Source organism: Bacteroides propionicigenes (assembly GCF_018390535.1).
Taxonomy (GTDB): Bacteria; Bacteroidota; Bacteroidia; order Bacteroidales; family Bacteroidaceae; genus Bacteroides; species Bacteroides propionicigenes.
Window position 1 is genome coordinate 14,255 of the sequence record NZ_JAHBBW010000015.1, and the last position, 22,434, is coordinate 36,688.

General features: G+C 46.0%; 16 protein-coding genes and 2 tRNA genes. 17 read left to right on the forward strand and 1 reads right to left on the reverse strand.

Annotated features, from left to right (window positions below):
- Positions 1-115 precede the first annotated feature (115 nt).
- The 11 genes from clpP to KG118_RS15240 all read left to right on the forward strand — a co-directional run bounded on the left by clpP (position 116) and on the right by KG118_RS15240 (position 15,121).
- A complete protein-coding gene (gene clpP, locus KG118_RS15190; RefSeq protein ID WP_005658378.1) occupies positions 116-778 on the forward strand; it encodes an ATP-dependent Clp endopeptidase proteolytic subunit ClpP in 663 nt (220 codons plus the stop codon).
- A 2-nt stretch (positions 779-780) separates the two neighbouring features.
- Entirely contained in the window at positions 781-2,025 is a 1,245-nt protein-coding gene (clpX, locus tag KG118_RS15195) for an ATP-dependent Clp protease ATP-binding subunit ClpX (RefSeq protein ID WP_117712247.1), read from the forward strand.
- Positions 2,026-2,199: 174 nt separating this feature from the next.
- A complete protein-coding gene (recQ, locus tag KG118_RS15200; RefSeq protein WP_117712246.1) occupies positions 2,200-4,383 on the forward strand; it encodes a DNA helicase RecQ in 2,184 nt (727 codons plus the stop codon).
- Positions 4,384-4,489: 106 nt separating this feature from the next.
- Entirely contained in the window at positions 4,490-5,965 is a 1,476-nt protein-coding gene (gene guaB / locus KG118_RS15205; protein WP_117712244.1) for an IMP dehydrogenase, read from the forward strand.
- Between the two features lie 177 nt (positions 5,966-6,142).
- Complete coding sequence (locus KG118_RS15210; protein WP_249671499.1) at positions 6,143-7,699, forward strand: peptidylprolyl isomerase; 1,557 nt, start codon at positions 6,143-6,145, stop codon at positions 7,697-7,699.
- 57 nt (positions 7,700-7,756) lie between these two features.
- Complete coding sequence (locus KG118_RS15215; protein ID WP_117712241.1) at positions 7,757-8,599, forward strand: peptidylprolyl isomerase; 843 nt, start codon at positions 7,757-7,759, stop codon at positions 8,597-8,599.
- A gap of 15 nt (positions 8,600-8,614) precedes the next feature.
- On the forward strand, positions 8,615-9,982 hold the full coding sequence (locus tag KG118_RS15220) for a peptidylprolyl isomerase (protein WP_118323410.1): 1,368 nt from the start codon (positions 8,615-8,617) through the stop codon (positions 9,980-9,982).
- On the forward strand, positions 9,967-11,592 hold the full coding sequence (locus KG118_RS15225) for an OstA-like protein (protein WP_117712238.1): 1,626 nt from the start codon (positions 9,967-9,969) through the stop codon (positions 11,590-11,592). Before KG118_RS15220 ends, KG118_RS15225 begins: the two co-directional genes overlap by 16 nt.
- Before the next feature lie 4 nt (positions 11,593-11,596).
- Positions 11,597-11,887, forward strand: coding sequence for a hypothetical protein (locus KG118_RS15230; protein ID WP_117712236.1), 291 nt, complete (start codon positions 11,597-11,599; stop codon positions 11,885-11,887).
- Positions 11,888-11,929: 42 nt separating this feature from the next.
- Entirely contained in the window at positions 11,930-13,822 is a 1,893-nt protein-coding gene (gene mutL / locus KG118_RS15235; RefSeq protein WP_117712234.1) for a DNA mismatch repair endonuclease MutL, read from the forward strand.
- Between the two features lie 108 nt (positions 13,823-13,930).
- On the forward strand, positions 13,931-15,121 hold the full coding sequence (locus KG118_RS15240; RefSeq protein ID WP_117712295.1) for an OmpA family protein: 1,191 nt from the start codon (positions 13,931-13,933) through the stop codon (positions 15,119-15,121).
- Positions 15,122-15,195: 74 nt separating this feature from the next.
- Here KG118_RS15240 and trpS read toward each other — a convergent pair whose 3' ends face one another.
- A complete protein-coding gene (gene trpS / locus KG118_RS15245; protein WP_117712232.1) occupies positions 15,196-16,290 on the reverse strand; it encodes a tryptophan--tRNA ligase in 1,095 nt (364 codons plus the stop codon).
- 262 nt (positions 16,291-16,552) lie between these two features.
- Here trpS and KG118_RS17585 point away from each other — a divergent pair, with 262 nt between their 5' ends.
- From KG118_RS17585 to KG118_RS15270, 6 genes are all read left to right on the forward strand, one after another.
- On the forward strand, positions 16,553-16,678 hold the full coding sequence (locus KG118_RS17585; RefSeq protein ID WP_262898366.1) for a hypothetical protein: 126 nt from the start codon (positions 16,553-16,555) through the stop codon (positions 16,676-16,678).
- Positions 16,679-17,056: 378 nt separating this feature from the next.
- Positions 17,057-20,284, forward strand: coding sequence for a carbamoyl-phosphate synthase (glutamine-hydrolyzing) large subunit (gene carB / locus KG118_RS15250; protein WP_117712293.1), 3,228 nt, complete (start codon positions 17,057-17,059; stop codon positions 20,282-20,284).
- A gap of 486 nt (positions 20,285-20,770) precedes the next feature.
- Positions 20,771-21,400: an HAD family hydrolase gene (locus KG118_RS15255; protein WP_117712230.1), complete on the forward strand. Its 630-nt coding sequence runs from the start codon at positions 20,771-20,773 to the stop codon at positions 21,398-21,400.
- 44 nt (positions 21,401-21,444) lie between these two features.
- Entirely contained in the window at positions 21,445-22,005 is a 561-nt protein-coding gene (locus KG118_RS15260) for a sugar O-acetyltransferase (RefSeq protein WP_117712228.1), read from the forward strand.
- Positions 22,006-22,135: 130 nt separating this feature from the next.
- Positions 22,136-22,213, forward strand: a tRNA-Val gene (locus KG118_RS15265).
- A gap of 27 nt (positions 22,214-22,240) precedes the next feature.
- A tRNA-Val gene (locus tag KG118_RS15270) sits at positions 22,241-22,315 on the forward strand.
- Positions 22,316-22,434 lie beyond the last annotated feature (119 nt).

Sequence of the window (22,434 nt, forward strand, 5' to 3'; positions counted from 1 at the left end):
TTGACTTTTATAAAGAAACACAGAGTTTGACAAACTATAACTCTGTGTTTTTTTGTGTCTCTGTGTTCTTTTTCGTTTCTTTGCATTCACATTAAAAATTAAAAACAGAAAGAAAATGGATGATTTTAGAAAATACGCTACCAAGCATTTAGGAATGAACAGCTTGGTGCTGGACGACGTGATTAAGTCACAAGCCGGGTATTTAAATCCCTATATCTTGGAAGAACGCCAACTGAATGTAACCCAGCTGGACGTGTTCTCCCGCCTGATGATGGACCGTATCATTTTTCTCGGTACACAGATAGACGACTACACGGCCAATACTTTGCAGGCCCAGTTGTTGTATCTGGACTCCGTAGACCCGGGTAAGGACATCTCTATCTATATCAACTCACCGGGCGGCTCGGTATATGCCGGACTGGGTATCTATGACACCATGCAGTTCATCAGCAGTGATGTCGCTACCATTTGTACCGGTATGGCTGCCAGTATGGCTGCCGTGTTGCTGGTGGCCGGTGCGGAAGGCAAGCGTTCTGCGCTGACCCACTCGCGTGTGATGATTCACCAGCCGATGGGCGGTGCACAAGGACAGGCTTCGGACATTGAAATCACAGCACGCGAAATTCAAAAATTGAAGAAAGAACTTTATACTATCATAGCCGACCACTCGCATACTTCTTTCGACAAGGTGTGGGCTGATTCTGACCGCGACTACTGGATGACGGCACAGGAAGCTAAAGAGTACGGTATGATAGACCAAGTCTATACGAAGAAATAAATATGGCAGACTCTAAACGAAACAAAAACAGATGCAGTTTCTGCGGGCGTTCGGAGGATGAAGTCGGTTTCCTCATAACGGGGATGAACGGTTACATCTGTGACAGCTGTGCTACTCAAGCCTATGAGATTACTCAGGAGGCTTTGAGTGCCGGGAAAGGCGATGGCGCAGCGAAACTGAACCTGAAAGAACTTCCTAAACCTGTAGAGATAAAGAATTTTCTCGATCAGTATGTTATCGGGCAGGATGATGCAAAGCGTTTCCTGGCGGTATCTGTGTACAACCATTATAAACGTCTGTTGCAGAAAACGGGCGATGATGATGTCGAGATTGAAAAATCCAATATTATCATGGTGGGCAGCACCGGAACCGGCAAGACCTTGCTTGCCCGTACCATTGCCAAACTGCTCCATGTTCCTTTTACGATTGTAGATGCAACCGTATTGACGGAAGCCGGTTATGTAGGCGAGGATATTGAAAGCATTCTTACCCGCCTTTTGCAAGTGGCCGATTATAATGTGGCGCAAGCGGAGCAAGGCATTGTGTTTATAGATGAGATAGACAAAATTGCCCGTAAGAGTGACAATCCTTCCATCACCCGTGATGTGAGCGGTGAAGGCGTGCAGCAGGGATTGCTGAAGTTGCTGGAGGGCTCAGTTGTGAATGTTCCCCCTCAGGGCGGGCGCAAGCATCCCGACCAAAAGATGATTCCGGTGAACACCAAGAATATTTTGTTTATTTGCGGTGGTGCATTTGACGGCATCGAGAAGAAAATAGCGCAACGGCTCAATACTAATGTCGTAGGATATGGTGCAGTGCGCAGTACGGCTGCCATTGACAAGAATAATATGATGCAGTACATTGCTCCGCAGGATTTGAAGTCATTTGGTCTGATTCCTGAGATTATCGGCCGCCTGCCGGTACTGACTTATCTGAATCCGCTGGACCGTACGGCATTGCGTGCCATTCTGACGGAACCGAAGAATTCCATAATCAAGCAATACATCAAACTGTTTGAGATGGATGGAGTGAAGCTGACTTTTGAAGATGCGGTGTTTGAATACATCGTAGACAAAGCTATTGAATACAAGCTGGGAGCTCGTGGTTTACGTTCCATAGTAGAAACTATTATGATGGATGTGATGTTTGAAATCCCTTCCGAACACAAAGATAGCCTTGTAGTAACTTTAGATTATGCCCGTCGCCAGTTGGAAAAAGCCAATATGGCAAGGCTTCAAAGTGCTTAAAATCAAAAGGTAATACAAATAAAGCTGACTTTTTTGTGTTTTATTGAAAAATATTCGGCGGATTATGCTTGAAATTTAAGAAGTTGTTTATAACTTTGTTAGAGTTCTTGAAAACAAAAATGCCTTATAGTGGGCATGATTAATTGCTTAACTCAATAAACAACCTAATGAATCATGGCAGGGAAGAAGATTAATTTGATAGACCAGCTGAAGAACTACTTCGGGTTCGACACTTTTAAAGGAAATCAGGAAGCAATCATACAGAACCTGTTGGCAGGTAACGATACTTTCGTATTGATGCCCACCGGCGGTGGAAAGTCTTTGTGCTATCAGTTGCCTTCTTTGTTAATGGACGGTACGGCTATCGTGATTTCTCCTTTGATTGCCTTGATGAAGAATCAAGTCGACGCGATGCGTAACTTCAGTGAGGAGGACGGCATAGCCCATTTCATTAATTCTTCCCTCAATAAAAGCGCGATAGACCAAGTGAAGTCTGACATTCTTGCCGGAAGGACGAAATTGCTGTATGTGGCTCCGGAATCTTTGACAAAAGAAGAAAACGTAGAGTTCCTGAAAACAGTGAAGATTTCCTTCTACGCTGTAGATGAAGCCCATTGTATCTCAGAATGGGGGCATGACTTCCGTCCGGAATATCGCCGTATACGTCCCATTATCAATGAAATCGGAAAAGCTCCGCTTATAGCATTGACCGCGACCGCTACACCGAAAGTGCAGCACGATATCCAGAAGAATCTGGGTATGATAGAGGCACAAGTGTACAAGTCGTCGTTCAATCGCCCGAACCTTTATTATGAAGTACGTCCTAAGACTGTAAATGTGGATAAGGACATCATCAAGTTCATCAAGAACAATCCGGAGAAGTCGGGCATCATCTATTGCCTGAGCCGGAAGAAGGTGGAAGAACTTGCTGAAATACTTCAGGCAAACGGCATTAATGCCCGTGCCTATCATGCCGGGATGGATTCGGCCACACGAACACAGAATCAAGATGATTTCCTAATGGAAAAGATTGATGTAATTGTGGCTACCATTGCTTTCGGTATGGGTATTGACAAGCCTGACGTGCGTTATGTGATTCACTATGATATACCGAAAAGCCTGGAGGGATATTATCAGGAAACCGGACGTGCCGGCAGAGATGGAGGCGAAGGACAGTGTATTACGTTTTATACTAATAAAGACCTGCAGAAACTGGAAAAGTTTATGCAAGGCAAGCCTGTTGCAGAGCAGGAAATTGGCAAGCAGCTTCTGTTGGAAACAGCTGCGTATGCCGAATCGTCCGTTTGCCGCCGAAAGACGTTATTACACTATTTCGGTGAGGAGTATACGGAGGAAAATTGTGGAAATTGTGACAACTGTTTAAATCCGAAAAAACAAGTGGAAGCTCAGGAATTATTGTGCACCGTAATAGAAGCGATTCTTGCGGTAAAAGAAAATTTTAAAGCAGACTATATTATAGACATAATACAAGGAAAAGAAACTTCTGAAGTGCAGGCGCATCTGCATGAAGATTTGGAAGTGTTCGGCTCCGGTATGGGAGAAGAAGACAAAACTTGGAATGCTGTTATCCGCCAGGCATTGATTGCCGGTTATTTGACTAAGGAAGTTGAAAACTATGGTTTGTTGAAGGTGACAGAGGAAGGAAAGAAGTTCCTGAAGCATCCTAAGTCTTTTAAGATTACGGAGGATAATGATTTTGAGGAAGTGGAAGAAGAAGCACCGGCACGCGGTGGTGGCGCTTGTGCGGTAGACCCTGCACTCTACTCCATGCTGAAGGACTTGCGTAAGAAACTCTCCAAGAAATTGGAAGTACCACCCTATGTTATATTCCAAGATCCTTCTTTGGAAGCAATGGCAACTATCTATCCGGTGACTTTGGATGAGTTGCAGAATATTCCGGGCGTGGGAGCCGGCAAGGCAAAACGCTATGGTGAAGAGTTCTGCAAGCTGATTAAACGTCATTGTGAAGAGAATGAAATAGAACGTCCTGAGGATTTGCGTGTCCGCACCGTAGCCAATAAGTCTAAGATGAAAGTGGCTATTATCCAAGCTATTGACCGTAAGGTGGCTTTAGATGATATCGCCATGTCGAAAGGTATAGAATTTGAAGAGTTGCTGGATGAAATAGAAGCTATTGTTTATTCCGGTACGAAATTGAATATCGACTACTTCTTGGAAGATATTATGGACGAAGACCACCTGCTGGATATATACGATTATTTTAAAGAATCTACTACGGACGATATTGATGATGCCTTGGATGAATTGGGCGATGATTTCACGGAAGAAGAAGTACGTTTGGTACGTATCAAATTTATCTCTGAAATGGCAAATTAGTCTCCGGACTGTGATTTAAAAAAAGAAAAAAAATATTGCGTGTAAATATACGAAATGGAATAAAAACCGTATATTTGCACGCAATAAATTTTAAACGCATAGCCCTATGTCATTTATTGCTGATAAGATTGTAATGGACGGATTGACTTATGATGATGTTTTGTTAATCCCTGCTTACTCTGAGGTACTTCCTAAAACAGTCGAGCTCTCGACTAAGTTTTCACGCAACATCGAGTTAAAAATCCCGTTTGTAACAGCCGCAATGGATACTGTTACCGAAGCGAAAATGGCTATTGCCATCGCTCGCGAAGGCGGTATCGGTGTTATTCATAAGAATATGTCTATTGAGGAGCAAGCTCGTCAGGTTGCTATTGTAAAACGTGCTGAAAACGGTATGATTTATGATCCGGTAACTATCAAGAGAGGCTCTTCGGTTGCTGATGCTTTGGGGCTGATGGCAGAGTATAAAATCGGTGGTATTCCGGTGGTGGACGATGAGAAACGTTTGGTGGGAATTGTTACCAATCGTGACCTTCGCTTTGAGAAAGACCACAACAAGCGCATTGATGAAGTGATGACTAAAGAAAACATTGTTACTACTAACCAAACAACCGACCTGGAAGCTGCCGCTCAAATTCTGCAAGAACATAAAATAGAAAAACTGCCGGTTGTTGATAAAGACAATAAGCTGGTAGGTTTGATTACTTATAAGGATATTACCAAAGCCAAAGACAAACCGATGGCTTGCAAGGATAGCAAGGGGCGTCTTCGTGTAGCTGCCGGTGTTGGTGTAACGGCCGATACGTTGGAACGTATGCAGGCGTTGGTTGATGCCGGAGCGGATGCTATTGTGATTGATACGGCTCATGGACATTCTATGTTTGTAATTGAGAAACTGAAAGAAGCCAAGAAGCGTTTCCCGGACATTGACATCGTAGTGGGTAACATTGCTACCGGAGAGGCTGCGAAGGCATTGGTTGCCGCCGGTGCCGACGGAGTAAAGGTCGGTATCGGTCCGGGCTCCATCTGTACCACTCGTGTGGTAGCCGGTGTGGGCGTTCCTCAGCTGTCTGCCGTGTATGATGTGGCTAAAGCGTTGAAAGGTACGGGCATTCCTTTGATTGCCGACGGTGGTCTGCGCTATTCCGGTGACGTTGTGAAGGCTTTGGCTGCCGGAGGTTATTCGGTAATGATTGGTTCTTTGGTTGCCGGAACGGAAGAGTCTCCGGGCGAAACGATTATTTTTAACGGACGTAAATTCAAGTCTTATCGCGGCATGGGCTCTTTGGAGGCTATGGAACATGGTTCTAAAGATCGTTATTTCCAAAGTAGTACAAGTGATGTGAAGAAGCTTGTTCCGGAAGGCATTGCAGCCCGTGTCCCTTACAAGGGAACTTTGTATGAGGTGATTTATCAGTTGACCGGAGGCTTGCGTGCAGGTATGGGGTATTGCGGTGCAGCCAATATTGAAAAGTTGCATGATGCTAAATTCACCCGTATCACCAATGCCGGTGTGCTTGAGAGTCATCCGCATGATGTTGCTATCACCAGTGAGGCTCCGAACTACAGCCGCCCTGAATAGAGAATTTTCATTCATGAAGATAATATGCCCGGAGAGTAAACTGTACTTTTCGGGCATTGTTTGTTTCTTCTTAATACACTTGTTGCGTGCATTTGATATACTTGCTATTTGTTTTTGATATACTTGAAACGCTTTTTTGATGTACATGCTATTTGATTCCGCTTATTTTAATAAAATATGATGAAGATGAGAAGTTTTTGGATGATGCTTTTTCTGTGGTTGAGCTGGAATGCTTCCTCTCAATCGGATTTGGTGTTGATGCGTATCAATGGAAAGGATGTGATGCGTTCAGAGTTTGAGTATAGCTACAACAAGGATAAAGTATCGCTTACTCCCAAACAGACTATGCCGGAAAAATATGTGGAGCGGTTTGTGAATTTCAAACTGAAAGTAGCCGCTGCCGAAGCTGCCGGATTGGATACGGTTCTTGTTCTCCGCGAGAGAGTGGAAAACTATCGTAATCGATTGATAGAATCATATCTGACCGATACAATTGCAGCGGAGCGTGCAGCCCGGCAGTTGTATGATAAAATGAAAGCCGGCCATCGCGTTGGACAGGTGCGTGTGAAGCATATTTTTAAATATCTTTCTCAGACAATCTCCGGTCATGCGCTTCGTGATGCAGTAGCCCATATGGATTCCATTTATGAATACCTCCGGAGGAATCCTGCGAGTGAGGTTTTTGATGCCTGTGTAGAGCGCTACTCTGATGATAAACATACATTTTGGGTAAGTTGGTTGCAGATGCCGATGGAGTTTGAAGATGTCGTTTTCGATTTGTCGGCGGGAGAAATATCGCAACCTTTTTTTACTCCGCAAGGTATTCATATTGTAAAGGTCCTTGAACGGAAAGGAATACCTCCTTTTGAGGACGTGAGGGAAGAAATAATGGCTCGTCAGGCGCAACGCCACGGACCGGACCGGGGAGCGAAGGCGAAGGTTGAGAAATTAAAGAAAGAGTATCAATACATCCCCGATAAAGTTGGTATGGATGAGCTGGTGAATTCAGGACGAACAAGCCGCACACTGTTTACGTTGGCAGGTAAAAACTATACGGGGAATGATTTTGCCCGTTTTGCTGCAGCATATCCGGCGGGCGTTCGCAAACAATTGGATGCTTTTATAATGAAAACTGTATTCGATTATGAGAATACACGTTTAGAACAAAAATATCCGGACTTTCGTCGGTTAGTGCAAGGTTACAAGGAACAGCTGATGTTAAATAAAATCACAGAAAAAGAAGTCTGTGAACGGGCTGCAACGGATGAGGCCGGATTGAAAAACTACTTTGAGAAATATCGTTCAAAGTATCAGTGGAAAGAACCACGTTATAAAGGCGCCGTCCTGCATGGTGTAAGTAAACGTGTTGTCAAACAAGCGCGTAAGTTCTTGAAAAGCTTGCCGGAAGAAGAATGGAAGGATGCAATCCGTCTGACTTTTAATGCCGGTGCGCAACCGCAGATACGGTTGGAACAAGGGACGTTTGCTCCCGGTGACAACGTGTATGTTGATGATGTGATATTCAAAGGGAAAGAGGCAATGCCTGTGGTGTCATTTCCTTTTACCGTTGTGCTGGGTAAGAAAGTGAAAGGTCCGGAAGACTATCTGGAAGTGAAAGACCGGCTTGTCACAGATTATCAGAGTTATTTGGACAGCCAGTGGATAGCTCGTTTGCGCGCTTCTGCTAAGGTTGAAATAAACCAAGAGGTTTTAAAAACCGTTAATAATCACTGATGCAACCGATTAAAGCCGTATCTTCGTACCTTAAAATATAGTAAATATCAGTTGGTGATGCGAACAACCTGTTTGGGGCTTTTTATTCTTCTTTTCTGTGGGGCATGCAAGGAACAGCACGACCATGGAGGGCGGACACCGTTGGTGGAATTGGATGGCAACTTCCTTTACTACGAGGACTTGCAGACGGTACTTCCTGCGGATTTGTCGAAAGATGACAGTCTGTTGTTTGCGGAGCATTACATTCGTAACTGGGCGGAAGATGTGCTGCTGTACGAGAAAGCGCAAAGCAATATTCCTAATAGCGGTGAGATTGACAAGTTGGTGGAGAACTACCGGAAAGCGTTGATTATGCATACCTATCAACAGGAATTGATAAATCAAACCCTTTCCGAAGAAATCTCGGAAACAGAACTGACCGATTATTATGAGAAACATCAGGAACTTTTCAAGGTAGAGCGTCCTTTGATGAAGGGATTGTTTATCAAAGTCCCTCTGACGGCTCCCCAGCTGAGTAATGTTCGCCGTTGGTATAAGACGGAAACCCGCGAAGCCGTAGAGCATCTGGAGAAATACAGTTTGCAGAATGCTGTAAAGTATGAGTACTTCTATGACAAGTGGGTACCGATAGCCGAAGTTATGGATTTGATGCCGCTGCAAGTGCCCGATGCGGGAGAATACCTGAATAAGAACCGCCATGTGGAATTAAAAGATACAGCTTTTCATTATTTTCTGAACGTAAGCGACTATCGTGCGGCGGGCGAACAGGAACCGTACGAGTTTGCCCGTACCCAAGTGAAGGACATGATGCTGAATATGAAGCAGGTGGAGTTTATGAAACAAGTGAAAGAAGACTTGTATCAACGTGCTGAGAAAAGAGACAAGATTAAATATTATTAGTATAAGACACCAAGAATGAAAAAGTGTATGAACTTTAAGTTTGTAGTTTTATTTGCCTTGACGCTGTTAGCCGGTTCTACCGTTTATGCACAAGACAATGTGATTGACGAGGTTGTATGGGTAGTAGGCGACGAGGCTATATTAAAGTCTGAAGTGGAAGAGGCGCGTATGAGTGCTTTGTACGAAGGACGTAAATTCGACCGAGACCCTTATTGCGTGATTCCGGAAGAAATAGCCGTACAAAAGTTATTCCTGCATCAGGCGGCACTCGATAGTATTGAAGTTTCCGAAGCCGAGGTTATCCAGCGCGTGGATTATATGACGAATATGTATATTACCAATATCGGCTCTCGCGAAAAAATGGAAGAGTACTTCAATAAGACCTCCAGCCAGATTCGCGAGACTTTGCGCGACAACGCCCGCGAAGGTTTGAAAGTGCAGAAAATGCAGCAGAAGCTGGTTGGTGAAATTAAGATAACGCCCGCCGAGGTGCGCCGTTATTTCAAGGATTTGCCTCAAGACAGTATTCCCTATATCCCGACTCAGGTAGAAGTGCAGATTATCACTCAACAGCCGAAAGTCCCTTTGGAAGAGATTGAAAACGTAAAGAAGCGTTTGCGCGATTTTACGGAACGTATCACGAAAGGAGAAACCAGTTTCTCTACGTTGGCGCGTATGTACTCTGAAGACCGTATGTCGGCAATCCGGGGCGGAGAAATAGAATTCTCCGGTAGAGGTATGCTCGACCCCGCTTATGCCAGTGTGGCTTTCAACTTGCAAGATCCCAACAAAGTGTCTAAAATCGTAGAATCGGAATATGGTTTTCACATCATACAGCTGATAGAAAAGCGTGGAGATCGTATCAAGACACGTCACATCTTGTTGAAACCGCATGTGCCCGAAGAGGCGCTTACGGCAGGTATGGCACGTTTGGACTCCATAGCCGATGATATTCGTAACGGAAAGTTCTCTTTTGAGGAGGCTGCGTCGGTACTTTCACAGGACAAGGACACGCGCAACAATCACGGTCTGCTTCCTAATCCCAACAATAACACTTCTAAATTCGAGATGCAGGAATTGCCGCCTGAAATAGCCAAAGTGGTGGACAAGATGAAAGTAGGGGAAATCTCCGAAGCATTCACCATGATTCCGCAGAAGACCGGAAAAGAGGAGTGCGTCATTGTGAAGTTAAAGAGCCGTACCAACGGCCATAAGGCAACCGTTGCCGACGATTACCAGAACCTGAAAGAAATTGTTTTGGAGAAACGCCGTGACGAAATGCTGGACAAGTGGATTCGTGAAAAACAGAAACACACTTACGTCCGTATTAACGAAAATTGGAGAAACTGTACATTCAAGTATCCGGGATGGATAAAAGACTGATATTTGGTTTGATATGCTTGTTCGGCGTTTGTTTGTTAAGTGCGCAGGACAGGAAAAGTGAGCCTGACAAGAAAAAGAAACGTGTAGATTTGCTTTATGCCGATGAGGCGCAGGCGGATAAACAGTTGCGTCCCGATGTGCAGGTACTGATCGGTTCTGTCCGGATGAAGCATGACAGTATGTATATGTTTTGCGACAGTGCTCTGATTTACGAAAAAATCAATTCCGTAGAAGCATTCGGCAATGTCCGTATGGAGCAAGGGGACACCTTATTTATATATGGTGATTACTTGTATTACGACGGTATGTCGCAACTGGCCATGTTGCGCGAGAATGTCCGTATGATTAACCGCAATACAGAGCTTACTACGGACAGCTTGAACTATGACCGTCTTTATAATTTAGGATATTACTTTGACGGCGGTACGCTGACCGATGAAGAGAATGTGCTCACTTCCGAATGGGGCGAATACAGTCCGGCAACCAAACTGGCTGTTTTCAACCATGAGGTGAAGCTGGTAAATCCGAAGTTTGTCCTGACCTCCGATACCTTGAAATACAGTACGGAGTCCAAAATCGCAACAATTTTGGGCCCTTCCGACATTGTTAGCGACAAAAATCATATTTACTCGGAGCGTGGAGAATATAACACCGTTTCCGAGCAGGCGGAATTGCTGGATCGTTCTGTTTTGACAAACGAAGGCAAGAAACTTACGGGTGACAGCCTTTTCTACGACCGCAAGTTGGGATATGGCGAGGCTTTCAACAACGTCCAGATGAATGATACGGTCAACAGGAATATGCTTACCGGCAATTATTGTTTCTACAATGAGCTGACGGGCAATGCCATTGCCACCCAGCGTGCCGTTGCCGTAGACTACTCTCAGGGTGACAGCCTTTTCATGCATGGCGATACCCTGCGGCTGGTAACTTATAATATGAATACCGACTCCGCCTATCGTGAGATGCGCGTCTATCATAAAGTGCGTGCTTATCGTACGGATGTGCAGGCGGTATGTGATTCTTTGGTCTACAACTCCAAAGACTCTTGTATGACGATGTATACAGATCCTATCCTGTGGCATGGTGCGCAGCAGTTGCTCGGTGAGGAGATAAAGGTCTACATGAATGACAGCACCATTGACTGGGCTCACATCATCAATCAGGCTTTGGCTGTGGAGCGGAAAGATTCCGTCCATTACAATCAAGTGACAGGAAAGGAGATGAAAGCCTTTTTCGAGAATGGAGATATGCGTCGTGTAGATGTGAACGGTAATGTCTTGATAATCTTCTATCCAGAGGAAAAAGACAGTACGATGATTGGTATGAACTATGCCGAGGGCAGCTTTCTGCGTATTTATCTTAAGGACCGCAAGATGGAAGAAGCCGCATTGATAGGCAAGTCCAATGGTATATTGTATCCCATGGATCAAATACCGGCGGACAAGATGAGGCTGCCTTCATTTGTATGGTTTGATTATATCCGTCCGCTGAACAAGTACGACATCTTTGAGTGGCGAGGTAAAAAAGCGGGTGAAACATTGCAGAAAAGTGACCGGAAACCTTTAACTTCGCCAAGAGATATGCATATAAAACGAACTAAAAAATAACGCTATGGGAATGTTTACAATGCGTAAGCCGCGAGGTTTTCACCATTCATACATCTATGTGAATGAACGGAAAGAGAAGCTGGCTAAAATGGAAGAAGATGCCAAGCGCGAATTAGGTATGTTGCCGGAAAAGGAGTTTTCGCCCGAAGATATCCGGGGAAAGTTCGTCGAAAGCACCACCCACCTGAAGCGCCGCAAGGAAAGCGGACGTAAACCTGTTCATTTGGGGATAATACTGGTGGTCATTGCTTTGCTGATATACCTGTGGTATGCCATAACCAACGGTATCATTTAAGTTCCTATATCTTAACTTTATATTTTATACTTTATACTTATCATGAGCGATATCATTCATTTGCTGCCCGATTCGGTTGCAAACCAGATTGCTGCCGGAGAGGTGATTCAACGTCCGGCATCTGTCATCAAAGAATTGGTAGAAAATGCGATTGATGCAGAAGCCGGAGAAATACATGTTTTGATTACGGATGCCGGGAAAACCTGCATTCAGGTCATTGACGATGGAAAGGGAATGTCCGAGACTGATGCCCGCTTGTCCTTTGAGCGCCATGCCACATCCAAGATACGCGAAGCCTCCGATTTGTTTGCCTTGCGCACAATGGGATTTCGCGGAGAGGCGTTGGCATCTATTGCTGCGGTGGCAGAGGTGGAGTTGAAAACCCGTCCGGCTAATGAGGAATTGGGCACGCGCTTGGTGATTGCCGGTTCTAAGGTGGAGAGTCAGGAGGCCGTATCTTGTCCTAAGGGAAGTAACTTTTCCGTAAAGAACCTCTTCTTCAATATTCCCGCCCGCCGCAAGTTTCTGAAAGCAAATTCAACGGAATTGAGCAACATCCTGACCGAGTTCGAGCGTATTGCTTTGGTGCATCCGGATGTGGCTTTCTATCTGTACAGCAATGATACCGAACTGTTCAACCTGCCCGTCATGCCGTTGCGCCAACGTATTCTTGCCGTATTCGGTAAGAAGTTGAACCAGCAATTATTGTCGGTAGATGTAAATACGACGATGATAAAAGTTTCCGGTTTTGTTGCGAAGCCGGAAACATCCCGGAAGAAAGGTGCGCATCAGTACTTTTTCGTAAACGGGCGTTATATGCGTCACCCATATTTCCATAAGGCGGTTATGGATGCCTACGAACAGCTGATTCCCGCCGGGGAACAAATATCCTATTTTATCTATTTTGAAGTAGACCCTGCCAACATAGATGTGAATATCCATCCTACAAAGACGGAAATCAAGTTTGAGAATGAACAGGCTATTTGGCAGATACTCTCGGCTGCCGTTAAAGAATCGCTTGGAAAGTTCAATGCCGTGCCGTCCATAGACTTCGATACGGAGGGTATGCCCGATATTCCGGCGTTTGAACAAAACCGTCCTATCGAACCGCCTAAGGTGCACTATAATGCAGATTTCAATCCTTTTAAAACCTCGTCCGCCTCTTCCTATGGCGGTGGAGGAAACTATTCCCGTCAGAGTGTGGAGTGGGAGGGCTTGTATTCCGGTTTGGAGAAAGCGAGCAAGATGAACGAACCTGCCGAGGAAGAACCGTTTGATTTTGAGGAGGCAGCTTCCGCCGTAACAGAACCGGTTGCAGCATCCCCGCAATCTTCTCCTTTGTATTCGGGTGAGCCTTCTACTATGGAGAAAGGTGCGCAGCACTTGCAGTTCAAGGGACGTTTTATACTTACTTCCGTAAAGTCCGGTTTGATGCTTATTGACCAGCATCGTGCGCATATACGTGTGCTGTTCGACCGATACATGAATCAGATTTGCCAGAAACAGGGGGTGTCTCAGGGAGTGCTGTTCCCGGAGATAATCCAATTGCCGGCTTCCGAAGCGGCGGTGCTGGAAAGCTTGTCGGATGATTTGGCGGCGGTAGGTTTCGACCTCAGCCCTTTGGGAGGGGGCAGTTATGCTATCAACGGTATTCCTTCCGGCATCGAGGGACTGAACCCCGTAGAACTGGTGCGCAGTATGGTGCATACCGCTATGGAGAAAGGCAATGATGTGAAGGAAGAAGTCCAGACCATCCTTGCGTTGACTTTGGCGCGTGCGGCGGCTATCGTTTACGGGCAGGTGCTGAGCAATGATGAAATGTCCAATCTGGTAGACAGCCTGTTTGCTTGTTCCACGCCCAACTATACGCCTGACGGACGTACGGTTCTTTCTACCATTAAAGAAGAAGATATTGAGAAACTGTTCCTGAAGTGATAATTTAAAAAAAATTTCCTCTTTTCAGAACCTTTTAGTTTTGCCGGTGTTAATTAATCAGTTTGAATGATAAAGAATTTAATTAACCAACTTAACTATTTTAGGTATATGAAAAAGATTCTAATGTTGCTGGCGTTGGCCGGCGTTTCTTCTGCCGCTATGGCACAGCAAAAACCTGTTGTTGTAGAACAGGTCGATATTATTCAGGTACAGGATAAGTACCAAGTGATAACAAATCCATTCTGGAGCAACTGGTTCTTCTCCATCGGGGGCGGTGCATCGGTGATGTATGGAGATAATGATCAGCAATTGGGCGATTTCGGTAAGCGCATCAGTCCTACGATGAATATCTCTGTCGGCAAATGGTTTACTCCGGGGCTGGGATTGCGTTTGCAGTATAGCGGTCTTCAGGCAAAAGGTTTCACGATGGATCCGTTTGCCGATTATGTAAAGGGTACTCAACGTGAAAACGGTTCGTACAAACAGCGTTTCGATTATATGAACTTCCACGGTGATGTAATGTTCAACCTGAATGCCCTGTTTGGCGGTTACAACCAGTACCGTGTATATGAAATCATCCCCTATTTGGGAGCCGGTATCACTCATAACTATACAAAGCCTCACCGCAAAGCTCTATCTGTAAATGCCGGTATTATCAATCGCTTCCGCGTTTCGAATGCAATAGATATTAATCTGGAGCTTAGTGCAATGGGCGTTGAAGATAAATTCGACGGAACAGTTGCCGGCAAGGGTTATGACGGTGTGTTCAGCGCTACTCTCGGTTTGACTTACCACTTCCCGAAACGCGGGTTCAACCGTCCGATGCCGCAGTTGATTTCCGCTCTTGAATTGTCTGCCATGCAGCAACAGATTGCCGAGATGGCTGCCGCCAACCAACAGTTGGAGTCAGCTCTGACCGCTGCACAGAACAGACCGGTAGAAGTTGCCGAAACCGAAGTGGTCGTTACCGATCCGAATATCGCACCGCGTACCGTATTCTTCAAGATTGGTTCTGCCGAGTTGTCACCTCGTGAGGTTATGAACATTTCTTATCTAGCAAAACAGATGCAAGAGTTCCCGAACGCAACTTACACTGTAAACGGTTATGCCGACTCTGCAACAGGTACTCCTGAGTTCAACAAAGAGTTGAGTTTGAAGCGTGCACAGGCTGTAGTGGATGTTTTGGTAAAAGATTACGGTATCTCTGCCGACCGCTTGACGATTTCTGCCGACGGTGGTGTTGACAAGTTCGGACAACCGATTCTGAACCGTGTAGTATTAGTGAAATCTGCCAACTAACAGATAAATAGAAAAGAACAAGGGCTGTATCCGGCAACGGGTACAGCCCTTATTCTTATGCTTTGTGATGAATATTATTCCGCGCTGAATTTCTTTATCTGTTCTGCAATGAGTTCCGCATCATCGAAGTAGTTAATCTTCATGGCGCGACGCACATCATCCAGCGTTGCTGCGGCTGTTTCACGTGCCGTTTCACAGCCTTTCTTCAGCATATCGTAGATGGCGGGAATATCTTTCTCGAATTCCTTGCGGCGATTGCGAATCGGTTCCAACGTTTCCTGCATGATGTTGTTGAGGAAACCTTTCACTTTCATGTCGCCCAAACCGCCGCGTTGATAATGAGCCTTCAATTCTTCCAAAGAAGGATAGTCGGGCAGGTAACGTTCAAAGTGTTCGGGACGGCAGAAAGCATCCAAATAAGTAAATACGGTATTGCCCTCAATCTTGCCCGGGTCTTGTACACGCAAGTGGTCGGGGTCGGTGTACATACTCTTCACTTTCTTCTGAACCTCGTCGGCGGTATCGGAAAGGTAGATACAGTTGCCCAAAGACTTACTCATCTTGGCTTTTCCGTCCGTTCCCGGCAGACGCAGGCAGGCTGCATTGTCCGGCAGGAGGATTTCCGGCTCTACCAGTGTGTCGCCGTAGATGAAGTTGAAGCGGCGTACGATTTCACGGGTCTGTTCAATCATCGGTTCCTGGTCTTCGCCGACGGGAACGGTAGTGGCGCGGAACGCTGTAATGTCCGCAGCCTGGCTGATGGGGTAGGTGAAGAAACCTACCGGAATGCTTGTTTCAAAGTTACGCATCTGGATTTCCGTCTTTACCGTCGGGTTGCGTTGCAGGCGCGATACGGTGACAAGGTCCATATAGTAGAAAGTCAGTTCGCACAGTTCCGGTATCTGCGACTGGATGAAGATGGTGCTCTTCATCGGGTCCAGTCCGCAAGCCAAATAGTCGAGGGCCACCTCAATAACGTTCTGACGTACTTTTTCCGGATTCTCCATATTGTCTGTTAATGCTTGCGCATCGGCGATGAACACGAATGTCTTGTCATACAGTCCGGAGTTCTGCAACTCCACTCTTCGTCTCAATGAGCCTACATAATGTCCGATGTGCAGGCGTCCTGTGGGGCGGTCGCCCGTGAGGATGATTTTTTCTTTTGCCATATCTGTATTTATTATTCTTATTCTTTCCTTATAAAACTCTGTCCGTTGTAACGGAATGCAAAGATACCATTATTTTCATCTAATGCAGTGCATTGCTGTGAAAATTAGAGGAGGAAAGTAGGTGGAAAGTTGCGGAAATGGTACGAATTGGTATCCGAAATGCCGTTTTTAGCATATTTCTTTGTGTTTTAGCCGTTTGTAGACAACACTTTTTTGGCAGTTCATTGCATATAATCTAATTTTCGCGCATTAAAAAAAAATTATGAAATTTAAAAAATTACTCCGTTTTTTGGCAGTCATTGCGGCGGCTGTGATTGGAACACCGCTGCAAGCGCAAGAAATGCCTACTACTGCCAAACTTCACGCAAACAGACATCAAGACCATTAGCGACAATGCGCTCCACATCAAGGGCGGCAACCGATGGGACTTGGCAAAGATGACTCTTTGGAAGATGCCATTCGGGAGCTTGCGGACAATGCCCGCTCCGGCAACCCGGAAAAATAAGAAATTTATTCTTTTGATTAATTTGCTCAAATCGTAAATAAGTCGTTTCTTTGCAAAAATTTTAGAGACAACTATGCAACCGCAGGAAAAGAGAAGTACATACAACCTACGTTCGAATGAATTTCATTCGCTGGCTGACGGTTTCTCTTTTTCCGAAAACAATATTTTTAGTTCTTTGGTAATGCGTTAATCCTTATTCGGGTAACGCATTTTTTTTGTGCCGGGACGTAAAGAATGAACTTATATAGACAACAAGAGAATATGGAAAAGAATTTGAAGAAAGTGCTTGTCTTGGGCTCAGGTGCGCTCAAGATTGGTCAGGCCGGGGAGTTTGACTATTCCGGTTCGCAGGCTTTGAAGGCTTTGCGTGAAGAAGGTGTGGGTTCGGTATTGGTAAATCCGAATATTGCTACAATCCAGACATCGGAAGGTATTGCCGATAAAGTTTACTTCTTGCCGGTAACTCCTTATTTCGTAGAAGAAATCATCAAGAAAGAACAGCCGGACGGCATCCTGTTGGCTTTCGGCGGACAGACTGCACTGAACTGCGGTACGGAGCTTTACCTGAACGGAACTTTGCAGAAATATGGCGTACGTGTGCTGGGTACTTCGGTAGAGGCTATCATGTACACGGAAGACCGTGACCTCTTTGTGAAGAAGCTGGATGAAATACCCATGAAAACTCCGAAGAGCCACGCTGTGGAAAGCATGGAAGACGCCTTGAAGGCTGCCCGCGAAATCGGCTACCCGGTAATGGTGCGCTCGGCATACGCTTTGGGCGGCTTGGGCAGCGGTATCTGTCCGGACGAGGAAGCATTCATCAAGCTGGCCGAAAGCTCTTTCACTTTCTCCAAACAAATATTGGTGGAAGAATCCCTGAAAGGCTGGAAGGAAATAGAGTTCGAGGTAATCCGCGATGCCAACGACCACTGTTTCACTGTGGCAAGCATGGAAAACTTCGACCCGCTGGGCATCCATACCGGTGAGTCTATCGTGGTTGCCCCCACTTGCTCGCTTACCGACGAACAGGTGAAGATGTTGCAGGAACTTTCTACCAAATGTATCCGTCACCTCGGCATCGTGGGCGAATGTAACATTCAATACGCGTTCAATGCCGAGACCAACGACTACCGCGTAATTGAGGTGAACGCCCGTCTGTCCCGCTCTTCTGCATTGGCATCCAAAGCCACCGGTTATCCGCTCGCTTTCGTTGCCGCCAAGATTGCATTGGGCTATACGCTCGACCAAATCGGCGAAATGGGTACTCCAAATTCCGCTTACGAGGCTCCGCAACTGGATTATCTGATTTGTAAAATCCCTCGTTGGGACTTGACGAAGTTTGCGGGTGTGTCTCGTGAAATCGGTTCAAGCATGAAGTCGGTGGGCGAAATCATGTCTATCGGCCGCTCTTTCGAGGAGATTATCCAGAAAGGTCTGCGTATGATAGGTCAGGGTATGCACGGCTTTGTGGGCAATGACGATGTGGAATTCGATGATTTGGATCACGAACTGTCTCACCCCACCGACCTGCGTGTGTTCGCCATCGCCCAAGCTTTGGAAAAAGGCTACACAATCGACCGTATCTTTGAACTGACGAAGATTGACCCTTGGTTCCTCGGCAAGCTGAAGAACATCGTAGACTATAAGAATAAACTCTCGCAATATAATAAGGTGGAAGATATTCCGGCCGACGTGCTGCGCGAAGCGAAAGTGCTCGGTTTCTCCGATTTCCAGATTGCACGTTTCGTGCTGAGCCCGGAAGGCAATATGGAGAAGGAAAACCTTATGGTACGCGCCCGTCGTAAGGAACTGGGTATTCTGCCGGCTGTGAAACGCATCAATACCATTGCTTCCGAACATCCGGAACTGACGAACTACCTCTATATGACGTATGCCGTACAGGGTTATGATGTGAACTATTACAAGAATGAGAAATCGGTGGTTGTGCTGGGTTCGGGTGCTTACCGCATCGGCTCTTCCGTAGAGTTTGACTGGTGCTCGGTGAACGCCATCCAGACTGCACGCAAGCTGGGTTACAAATCTATCATGATTAACTATAACCCCGAAACAGTGTCTACCGACTACGATATGTGCGACCGTCTGTACTTCGACGAACTGTCTTTTGAACGTGTGCTCGATGTTATCGACCTCGAACAGCCGCGCGGCGTAATCGTGTCCGTAGGCGGGCAGATTCCCAACAATCTGGCCATGAAACTCCATCGCCAGTCCGTTCCCGTGTTGGGTACTTCTCCTATCTCCATTGACCGTGCAGAGAACCGTAACAAGTTCTCGGCAATGCTCGACCAGCTCGGCATCGACCAGCCGGCTTGGCAGGAACTTACCAGCCTGGAAGACGTGAAGGGCTTCGTTGAGAAAGTGGGTTATCCTGTATTGGTTCGTCCGTCGTATGTGCTCTCCGGTGCTGCGATGAACGTATGCTACGATGAAGAGGAGTTGGAGAACTTCCTGAAAATGGCAGCCGAGGTTTCCAAAGAATATCCGGTAGTGGTTTCTCAGTTCCTGCAGAATACGAAGGAAATAGAGTTTGATGCTGTGGCTCAGAACGGTGAGGTTGTGGAATATGCCATCTCCGAGCACGTTGAGTTTGCCGGTGTACACTCCGGTGACGCTACGCTGGTGTTCCCGGCACAGAAGATTTACTTCGCTACGGCACGCCGCATCAAGAAAATCAGCCGTCAGATAGCGAAGGAACTCAATATCTCCGGTCCTTTCAACATCCAGTTCTTGGCACGCAACAACGAAGTGAAGGTTATCGAATGTAACCTGCGTGCTTCACGCAGCTTCCCGTTTGTATCTAAGGTGCTGAAGCGTAACTTCATCGAGACCGCCACGAAGATTATGCTGGATGCTCCTTACTCCCGTCCGGATAAATCGGCGTTCGACATCGACTGGATTGGCGTAAAGGCTTCCCAGTTCTCATTCTCCCGTCTGCACAAGGCAGACCCGGTATTGGGCGTGGATATGTCCTCTACGGGTGAAGTGGGCTGTATCGGTGACGACTTCTCCGAAGCATTGCTGAACTCCATGATTGCTACCGGCTTCAAGATCCCGCGTCCGGAGAAGGGTGTGATGTTCTCTTCCGGTGCAATGAAGTCAAAAGTGGATTTGCTGGATGCAAGCCGTATGCTCTTTGCCAAAGGATATAAGATTTACGCTACGGCAGGTACAGCCGCGTTCCTCAACGCGCACGGCGTGAATACCGAAGCTGTGTTCTGGCCCGATGAGCGTGCAGATGCGGAGAACAATGTAATGACTATGATTGCCGAGCATAAGTTCGACTTGATTGTAAATATTCCGAAGAACCACTCCAAACGCGAGTTGACCAACGGTTACAAGATTCGTCGCGGAGCTATCGACCATAACATTCCGTTGATTACAAATGCCCGTCTGGCAGGCGCTTTCATTGAAGCATTCTGCGAGATGAAGATGGAAGATATTCAGATAAAGAGCTGGCAGGAATATAAATAAGCCGGTTGATATGTTATTGTAATAGAGAGGGGTTGTGTCAAAATGTAAAAGTCCTATCATTCTGTCATTCTGAACGCAGTGAAGAATCTCTTCTCTGCATACATAAGAGAGGAGCTTCTTCGTCGCAAGCTCCTCTGAATGACAGAATGATAGGACTTTTACATTTTGACACACCTCTCTCTTTTTTGTATGGAGGTAAACAGGTGTTCTTGTCGAGGTATGTTCTCAATACGACTGAAGCACCTTCCCTATACGACTGAATGAACGTCCCACTATGATTGAAAAGGGTGGGACATCAACCATTCAGTCACTCAGCTACTTACCTTATCCTATATTAATTCCTTAACTCCCGAATATGAATAAAGCAAGTCCGTGCTTAGCCTAAAGAAAAGAAGTAAAACTTTTCATATCCGTTGAATAATCAGTATTTTTGCGGTATAATGAGTGGGAATGCCTGATAGGGACTCCTTAAATGACAATTTGCGTATGATAAAGAATATATTATTTGATATGGGCGGTGTGATATTCCGTCAGAATTCGGAGGAGGCTTATCGTCGCTTCCGGTCAATGGGAGTGAATACGGATGATTATATGGGAGAATACGGGCAGAAAGGTTTTTTCTTGGACGTTGAAACGGGAAAGATTGATGCTGACGAGTTTTGCCGGAGAATGGCTGAGGCTGTCGGACGCGAGTCTGTCAGTTGGGAGGAGGCACAGTATTGCTGGTTGGGCTTTATACGTGATGTTCCGGTGGACAGGCTGCGCAATCTGTTGAAGCTGAGGGAGGAATACCACATCTGTTTGCTCAGTAATACTAATCCGTTTATTATGGCTTTTACCCGCAGTGATAAGTTCAGTGACGAGCGCAAGCCGATAGGCGATTATTTCGATACGCTCTTTTGCAGTTATGAGATGCAGGCTTACAAGCCCAATCCGGATATTTATCTTAAAGCGCTGGCCGCTGACGGCATGAAGGCGGAGGAGACGATATTTGTGGATGACAGCTTGAAGAATGTCAAGGCTGCGGAAGCGCTTGGCATACACGGGTTGCACGTGGCTCCCGATGAGGACTGGATGGAAAAGCTGACAGAGTTGTTGCGGGTGTGCAATGGATAATAGCGGGACTGCAAATAAAAAAAGAAACTATTTAGATTGACGATATGAATGAGGTAGACAAAATGCGCAGTTCGCAATTGGCGAATACCGCTTCTCCGGAAATTCAGGAGAGATTCAAGCGTGCAAAAAAACTGTTGTTGAGGCTGAACGGCATGAGCGGCTATGATGAAGAATGCCGGAGCGTATTGGAAGAACTGATACCCGGTATTCCCGCTTCTGCCACTGTCTGGCCGCCTTTTTGTTGCGACCACGGTGACGGAATCCGTCTTGGAGAGCATGTTTTTATTAATTCCAACTGTACTTTTCTGGACGGAGGCTATATTACTATCGGGGCATATACGCTGATAGGACCTTGTGTGCAGATTTATACGCCCCAGCATCCGTTTGATTATTTGGAGAGGCGTGTGGAGCAAGAGCACGCTTATCCGGTGACGATAGGTGAGGATTGCTGGATTGGCGGCGGTACTGTTATTTGTCCCGGGGTGACAATCGGCGACCGTTGCATTATTGGTGCGGGGAGTGTGGTGACTAAAGATATTCCGTCCGATTCTGTGGCTGTTGGTAATCCGGCAAGGGTAATCCGTAAAAATGAAACAAAAAAGTGATAAGGCTAATTGCTTGAAACTCAATAATGGTTGGCATTGCTTGAAAAAAAACTTGAAAAATAGACGACCAAAGTTTTGGTAGTTTCAAAATAAACCGTACCTTTGCATCGCTTTTGAAACGAAAGTGTAAGGGCGTTTAGCTCAGCTGGTTCAGAGCATCTGCCTTACAAGCAGAGGGTCGGCGGTTCGAATCCGTCAACGCCCACCAAATTCCAAGCACTTTCGTTCATCAAAAGGGCGTTTAGCTCAGCTGGTTCAGAGCATCTGCCTTACAAGCAGAGGGTCGGCGGTTCGAATCCGTCAACGCCCACTTTTAAGTTGTTTGTACTTTTATAGCTTTGTGTGTGGTGCGCAAGGCTATTTTTTTGTCCTGTAACTTCATTTTTGTAATTTATTTCTTCTTTATACCTTATTACTCAGAAAAAAGCC

Coding starts and splice junctions, on each gene's coding strand:
- clpP (WP_005658378.1), top strand. CDS start 116: ATGGATGATTTTAGAAAATACGCTACCAAGCATTTAGGAATGAACAGC.
- clpX (WP_117712247.1), top strand. CDS start 781: ATGGCAGACTCTAAACGAAACAAAAACAGATGCAGTTTCTGCGGGCGT.
- recQ (WP_117712246.1), top strand. CDS start 2,200: ATGGCAGGGAAGAAGATTAATTTGATAGACCAGCTGAAGAACTACTTC.
- guaB (WP_117712244.1), top strand. CDS start 4,490: ATGTCATTTATTGCTGATAAGATTGTAATGGACGGATTGACTTATGAT.
- KG118_RS15210 (WP_249671499.1), top strand. CDS start 6,143: ATGATGAAGATGAGAAGTTTTTGGATGATGCTTTTTCTGTGGTTGAGC.
- KG118_RS15215 (WP_117712241.1), top strand. CDS start 7,757: ATGCGAACAACCTGTTTGGGGCTTTTTATTCTTCTTTTCTGTGGGGCA.
- KG118_RS15220 (WP_118323410.1), top strand. CDS start 8,615: ATGAAAAAGTGTATGAACTTTAAGTTTGTAGTTTTATTTGCCTTGACG.
- KG118_RS15225 (WP_117712238.1), top strand. CDS start 9,967: ATGGATAAAAGACTGATATTTGGTTTGATATGCTTGTTCGGCGTTTGT.
- KG118_RS15230 (WP_117712236.1), top strand. CDS start 11,597: ATGGGAATGTTTACAATGCGTAAGCCGCGAGGTTTTCACCATTCATAC.
- mutL (WP_117712234.1), top strand. CDS start 11,930: ATGAGCGATATCATTCATTTGCTGCCCGATTCGGTTGCAAACCAGATT.
- KG118_RS15240 (WP_117712295.1), top strand. CDS start 13,931: ATGAAAAAGATTCTAATGTTGCTGGCGTTGGCCGGCGTTTCTTCTGCC.
- trpS (WP_117712232.1), bottom strand. CDS start 16,290: ATGGCAAAAGAAAAAATCATCCTCACGGGCGACCGCCCCACAGGACGC.
- KG118_RS17585 (WP_262898366.1), top strand. CDS start 16,553: ATGAAATTTAAAAAATTACTCCGTTTTTTGGCAGTCATTGCGGCGGCT.
- carB (WP_117712293.1), top strand. CDS start 17,057: ATGGAAAAGAATTTGAAGAAAGTGCTTGTCTTGGGCTCAGGTGCGCTC.
- KG118_RS15255 (WP_117712230.1), top strand. CDS start 20,771: ATGATAAAGAATATATTATTTGATATGGGCGGTGTGATATTCCGTCAG.
- KG118_RS15260 (WP_117712228.1), top strand. CDS start 21,445: ATGAATGAGGTAGACAAAATGCGCAGTTCGCAATTGGCGAATACCGCT.